General features: G+C 27.6%; 6 protein-coding genes and 1 pseudogene. 1 reads left to right on the forward strand and 6 read right to left on the reverse strand.

The window, feature by feature from the left end; translation table 11 throughout:
* Nucleotides 1–683 precede the first annotated feature (683 nt).
* From KTF99_RS16575 to KTF99_RS16600, 6 genes and pseudogenes are all read right to left on the reverse strand, one after another.
* Nucleotides 684–899: pseudogene (locus tag KTF99_RS16575) on the reverse strand (Y-family DNA polymerase); the annotation flags it as partial.
* 112 nt (nucleotides 900–1,011) lie between these two features.
* Nucleotides 1,012–2,145, reverse strand: coding sequence for a hypothetical protein (locus KTF99_RS16580; protein WP_009301224.1), 1,134 nt, complete (start codon nucleotides 2,143–2,145; stop codon nucleotides 1,012–1,014).
* A gap of 1 nt (nucleotide 2,146) precedes the next feature.
* Complete coding sequence (locus KTF99_RS16585; protein WP_009301225.1) at nucleotides 2,147–2,980, reverse strand: PTS system mannose/fructose/sorbose family transporter subunit IID; 834 nt, start codon at nucleotides 2,978–2,980, stop codon at nucleotides 2,147–2,149.
* Nucleotide 2,981: 1 nt separating this feature from the next.
* Nucleotides 2,982–3,734 carry a PTS mannose/fructose/sorbose/N-acetylgalactosamine transporter subunit IIC gene (locus tag KTF99_RS16590; RefSeq protein WP_009301226.1) on the reverse strand — a complete coding sequence of 251 codons (753 nt, stop codon included), beginning with the start codon at nucleotides 3,732–3,734 and terminating at the stop codon, nucleotides 2,982–2,984.
* Nucleotides 3,735–3,746: 12 nt separating this feature from the next.
* Nucleotides 3,747–4,223, reverse strand: a complete 477-nt coding sequence (locus KTF99_RS16595) for a PTS system mannose/fructose/N-acetylgalactosamine-transporter subunit IIB (RefSeq protein ID WP_009301227.1) — start codon at nucleotides 4,221–4,223, stop codon at nucleotides 3,747–3,749.
* Nucleotides 4,224–4,241: 18 nt separating this feature from the next.
* A complete protein-coding gene (locus tag KTF99_RS16600) occupies nucleotides 4,242–4,643 on the reverse strand; it encodes a PTS sugar transporter subunit IIA (RefSeq protein ID WP_009301228.1) in 402 nt (133 codons plus the stop codon).
* Nucleotides 4,644–4,953: 310 nt separating this feature from the next.
* Between KTF99_RS16600 and KTF99_RS16605 the strand changes: the two genes are divergently transcribed.
* On the forward strand, nucleotides 4,954–6,855 hold the full coding sequence (locus KTF99_RS16605; protein WP_009301229.1) for a BglG family transcription antiterminator: 1,902 nt from the start codon (nucleotides 4,954–4,956) through the stop codon (nucleotides 6,853–6,855).
* The last annotated feature ends 77 nt before the right edge of the window (nucleotides 6,856–6,932 follow it).

Below are 6,932 nucleotides of genomic sequence, written 5' to 3' on the forward strand. Positions count from 1 at the left end.
TCTTGCTATAATTTCTCTGTCTCTCACAATAATCACCGTTTAATATTATCGCATAAATTTTATTAATATCAATAACTCTTTAATCATTAGCCATACTGTTTTTTTTGAAATTTACATTTCTATATTAATGTACTATAATAAAGATATCCAATAACAACATATTAGTGTATTGAAATTATGTCTTTAGTATAGAACTGCGAAAATAATAACAACATAAGATGTATTGTTATAGAATTACCGAAATTTATTGATAAAAAAGAACTTATAAGTTCTTTTTTATTTTTCCTCTTCATTTAGATTTTCTTTGTTAAACTTTATCAAAATTTCGTTTGTTTCTTCATCGATAAGCACTAATTTTGCATTCGTCAATTCCGCAAATTCGATAATATCACTTATTTTATAAGTGTTATTTTTTCTTTTTTTATTTAAGGATTATCATGTTATTCCTAACTTACGTGCATAATCTGCAAATGCAAGACCACGCAAGGACAAGATTGCTTTTAATTTTTTTGTTATCATTATTTATTTTCCCCTTGCTACATGATTTCGTTATCCATATGCATTATCCTAACATTTCCGTTTTTATCTAAGTCACAACCTATTAGTATTCCATCTGGCATAGTATGATATGATTCTTCTGTACAGGCCTTGTACTTATGTATTTTTCTCGTTTATGATAAGCATATTGCCACTTTCGCAAGATATAAGTTTGTACCTATTCCTGCTGTAGCTGTTATTCCCGTTGTTTTATAAATATCCTGAATAATCATTTTTGCAAATTCCTTTGGAAATTTATTGACAGTCTTAAGATAGCACGTTGCATCAATAAAAACCCCATCAATTGAATAAACATGGATATTTACATCTGAGGCATATTTTAAATATACTTCATAGATTTTTTACTGTAATCTAATTTTGTTTTTAATAAACGCCCGACTCTTCCATATGCTTATTAAATAAAAAAGTCTAATTTCAAAGTTTTAAATTTTGATAAATAGACTTTTATTTATTTTATCTTATTTTTAAATATTCATTTTGTATCTTCTTTATAATTGGATGCATTTCATCAACACCAATCACATCGCTAATTGCCTTTTTAATTCCCTTTTCAAGAATAAGATTTTGAATCTTTTTTGCTGATATGTCTTCTTTACAATCGTAACTCATGCCATACGCAATTGCTTTAATCAAATTTGGACATTCAATATTATTTTCCATACAAATCATCGCTATTCCTGTTAATCTATCATTTCTGGATAGTTTTCTAATTGGATCCAATGCAACTCTTGTAATATACTCCTTTTCTTCTCCATTTGGTTTCGGTGCATCAACAAAATCATCTAATTCTTCTGCTGTAATTTCAAACGAGGATAAAATACCTTTTTTTGCTTCTAAAACACAAGCTTCCATAATTGTTTTAATGTCTTTATTTTTACTCGCTTCTTCAATAGTTTGATATCCGTACTTATAACCAACATACGCACATGCTGCATGTGGTGAATTATAGGTAAATAATTTAATATCTTTCATCATTTCCAAATTATTATTTAATTCAAACCATTTAAATTTAGAAATATCAAAATAGACAGGACTTTGTATTAATAACGTTTGTACTATCTTCGTAGTTAATTGAACAGCATCTTTTGCATCAGAATTAGAACTTCTTCTAATAATCATGTCCCGTAGCGCAACATTTGAACAGTACCATTTCTTTTCGATTTTTAAATCATCTAATAAGAAATTTTCTAATTTTGATATCATGTGATTTTTATTTGTTCCACATAAAATTGTTAATTTTTGTTCATAATTACTTTTTATTCTCTTTTGCAAAGAAAACTTCAATTTACTTAAAGCTTCTTTTATATCTTCAGGATATAATGCCAAAACGATAACATCAGCATTAAGAATAGATTCATAACTATTATTGTAATCATCAATAAGATATGCATGATAATGATCAATAATATGTTTTTCGTTATAATTTTCATATAGGGCTTCAACTATATAACTATTCTTCTCGTTTAATGAATTAATAACGTTTTCATCTTTATCAATAAAAGTTATATTCCATTTATTTTCATAAAATATATCACCAAATGTTCCTTTTCCTTCCTTACCTGCCCCTACTATCACTACATTTTTCATCCTATAAAACTCCCAAAAATGAAGCCACTAAACAAATAACTACAATTCCAATAGCTAAAACTCCATAATTAACTTTTCCTTTTTTTAAGAAATAATAAATACCAAACACCGCACACAAAGGTAGTAAACCTGGTACAATACTATCTAAAATTTCTTGAATAGCTAGCGTTTGCCCTTTTGCTATTTCAAAAGATAATGGTGTTATTATTTCAACAAAATTACTTGTTAATGCCCCCATCATGAATAATCCCAAAATACTTGTTCCAAAAATAAGTTCCTTAATCCATCCCTGTTGTAATATAGATTTTACTGAATCCTTTCCAACAGTATAACCGAAATTCGTTAGATACCTACCAATAATAAAAGTTAAACATGTAAATGCCAAAGGAATAAATGCCCCTAATATATTACCTGATGATGCGAAAGTAACAGCAATACCATAAATGATTGTTTTTAATGTGCCCCAATCGATTGTGTCACCAATTCCTGCTAATGGACCCATCAATCCTGTTTTTAACGATGTAATTGCCTCTCCTGGTATTTGCTTAGTTTTTGCTTTTTCTTCTTCCATAGCAATTGCAATTCCTAAAATTGGTGAGCCCCAAGTTGGTTCAGTATTAAAAAAGTTTAAATGTCTCTTAATCGCCTCTCCAAATTCTTCTTTATTTGGATATAATTTTTTTAAAACAGGAATGATACTATAACAAAACGATAATGATTGTAGTCTTTCGTATGAATTTGACATCTCAGCTGAAAGCCAATATCTAAACCATGATTTATTAACTAATTTTTTCATATCTTTCTCAACAGTTTTGTTTTTTTCTACTTCATCCATATTAAATAGCTCCCTCCGTATTTTTTTCTCTTTTCAATAAAACAATTAACAATGCAATACAAGTTCCAAAAATAGCAGCAGCCATTACATTAATTTTTAAATATTGAACCATGAAAAATGCAATAATGAAAAATGGTAAATATTGTTTTTTTCCAATAATATAAATTGTCATTGCAAATCCCATCGCTGGTAAAACACCTCCTGCAACACTTAATCCATGCGTAATCCATTCAGGCATAGAAGCTAAAATATTTTGCACTGTATCAGCACCTGCATATGTAATCGCAAATACAATTGGGAATCTTAAAAAGAATCCTAAAATTATTGGATACACAATTGCACAACGTTCAATCTCTTTTATGTTTCCAACCTCTGCCATTTTATCTGCTCTATGAAGAAAAATAGCATTGATAATTCTTCTAAGTTGATCTTGTAAAACTCCAATTAATCCAAAGGGCATCGCTAAAACAACTGCTTGTCCAGGATCCATTTGACTAACTAAAGCAATTGGAATTGCTACACATCCAGCCAAACATTCATCAGCCGGTAAATTTCCTCCATTTCCTACTAATCCTAAATACACCATTTGAATACTTGCGGCAATAATCATTGCTTGTGATAAATTCCCATAAATCAATCCAAACGGTAGCGCCATTACTAATGGCTGACATAAAATTGCATGTAATGTATATCCCACTTGTGTTCTGGCAATCCAATACCATAATCCAGCACAAATCGCTAATGATAATTCCATTTTTTATCCCCCTTATTTTATCATTTTCATTAAATCAGATTTTGTATCTTCTGGTATAACCTGCATATCAATATACACACCAGAATTGGCAATATCTCTTAATTTATTAATTTCCTCTTCATTAAGATAAATAGCTTTGTATATTGCTTTTTTTCCTACACCGCTTGGTAATCCTCCCAGTTGAATATGTTTCATTTTAAATTGTCTTAAGTAAAGTTCATAAACTGTTTCAATATTTTTTAATAAAATTAAAAGTCTTTTATTACTATATTTATGAGTGACAGTATTTTTCATAAAATCATCAATGCTTAAAATTTCTACAACAATTCCATTTGGAGCAGAGGCCGTGTATATTTCTGACATAAAACTATCTTTTGAGAGTTCATCATCAACAACAACAATTACATTTGCTTTGGAATAATTTAACCATTTTGTAATAACTTGTCCATGAATAAGTCTACTATCTACCCTAATTAATCCTATTTCCATTTTAGTTTCCCCTTTCCATCATTTTTCTAAAACTATGTCCCTTAAATTAAATATACTATTTTTTTTAACATCAACTGCTATATTCACGAGTTCTTTAAGTGTTTTTATATTTCTATTAATTAATACTTCCAACATCATCGGCAAATTCAAACCTGTTACACATTCAAAATCTAAATTATTTAAATTTGCAAATGATGCGTTAGAAGGAGTCCCCCCAAACATATCGACGAGCACTAACACACCTTCTTCATTTTCCAATTCTTTAATTTTATTTTTCACTTTACTTTTAAACATATCAAAATCATCTTCTACAAATAAGCCTAGCGACTCAATATTCTCTTGCTTTCCAGCAATCATTTCTGCACTTTTAATTAATTCGTTACCAAAATTTCCATGAGTTACTACTAAAATATTTATCATGCTCTATCACCTCCATCTCTATTTCAAAATAAGTAAGAATACATAATGATTATTACACTTTTTTACCCTCCCTCTATATTATTTTATTCTTATAATCCTTACTTTCCTTACAATGTGATTTTATCACAAATCAGTTTTTAGATATTTACATACTTTTTCCTAAAATTAATGAAACAATTTGGTTGTATTTTTTTTCAAAATTTTTATGAAAAACAGTGCAATAAAAATCAAATTGTAAAATCTTTTCTCAATTAAGGTTTATGATATAATAAATATACTTATAATATTATTAGATTAGGAGGTATTTTTTATGCTCACCAAACGTCAAAATGAAATATTACTAAATTTATTTTCAAACTTAGATGCACCTGTTTCTCTACAAGTCTTTACAGATCAGTTTCATTTAAGCATTCGCTCTATACAAACTGATATTGCTGAAATAAAGGAAACCATTAAAGAACATGGTTTATATATCGAAAATAACAAAAATTGTATTTGTATGTCTATCACTAATCAAGAAACTGCTAATATATTTATGAATTCAATCATACAAGATTATAACCTTAATCAATTTTTTGAAGACCAATCTTCTCGTATTTCCTATATGATTTCTAGGTTGTTAGATTCAAATGATTATTTAAAAAGTGCAGATTTAGCAGATGAAATGTATATAAGCCGTTCCCAAATATCTAATGACATTAAATTAGCTAAAAACATATTATCTTCATATCATTTAACTCTTATATCTAAACCTTATTATGGTATTAAAATTATTGGCAAAGAAAATGATATTCGTAATTATATTATTCAAGAAAAATTAAAAATTAAAAATTTGGTTTGTGATGAGATTACACATACTTTTAATTCACATGAACATATTAATGATATAAATAATATTGTTATTAAAATTCTCACTCACTCACATTATATAATTTCTGATATTGCCCTTCAAAACCTTATCTTGCATATTGTTACTACTGTTAATCGTATTAAGTCAGGTCATCTTATTCATATGGATTCACTAAATATATCGCCAGTGTATGCACATGTCATCGACATTTCAAAAAATATATTAGAAAAATGTGCAGATATATATAATTTTGAGTTTAATGATGATGAAATCTTTTTTCTAGCCTTAAATTTATATGGTAAAAGAGAATTTGATAAACAGGAATTTATTACTGATGAAATTAATAATTTAGTTTTTTTAGGCTTATATAAAATCAAAGAAATATTTGGTTTAGATTTTACCTCTAATCTCAATCTACGAATATCATTAGGTTTACATATTTTACCTCTTTTAACTCGTATAAATACTAATATGCAGTTAAGAAATATTATGACATTCAATATTAAGCAAAAATACACACTTGCATATGACCTAGCTTCTACTTTCACCAATACAATTATACCAAGTGATAAAAAAATTTTAGATGATGAAATTACATATGTTGCTTTACATTTTGTAAATTATATAGATGAAAATTCTCTACAAAAAAAGAAAAGAATGTTAATCATTAGTTCTTTAAGAAGAAGTGAGACTATTTTGCTTCAAAATAATATTTTGAGAAATTTCCCATCAATAAAAGAAGTTAAAATTATTCCTAAAAATTCGTTATCAACTACTAATGTGGATAATTATAATGTAATATGTACAACTGAAAATGATATATTCATTAATAATAATAAAATACAAAAAATTTCTTATTTTTTAAATGACACTGATATCAAGAAAATTGAATTACTTCTAGAGGGGTTCAATGGCCCAAAAGATATTTTAGATTGTTTTAGTGAAGATTTGTTCTATTATGGAGATGCTCCATCTAAAAACGCCGTTATAAAATGTCTTTATGAAATGGCTTATAAGCAAGGCTTAGCAGATGAAAAACTATATCATTCAATTATGAATCACGAAAATGTTACTTCCACTTATTTTGGTAATTATTTAGCAATACCACATCCTGAAATTTTTTCAAGTGAAACATCTTTTATTTCTGTTGCTATATTACCAAAACCCATTTTATGGGATGATGAATATGTAGATATTGTTTTTCTTGTTTCAATACAAAAAAATAATCCTAACGCCTTTAAATTATGGTTTTACTTATCATTTTTAATCTCAAATAACACAACATTAGAAGAAATCAAAAAAGAACCAACTTTTCAAAATCTTTCTAAAGTCATTTCAAAAATATATGAAGATTTATTTTAGACGAATAAATATCCACCGGCTTAGCCGGTGGTTTTACATTTGCGGGCATAGCCCTGCTCTCAGAGCACATTTCTCAA

The sequence above is a fragment of the Erysipelatoclostridium sp. MSK.7.34 genome (assembly GCF_019041935.1).
GTDB classification, from domain to species: domain Bacteria; phylum Bacillota_I; class Bacilli_A; order Erysipelotrichales; family Coprobacillaceae; genus Thomasclavelia; species Thomasclavelia ramosa.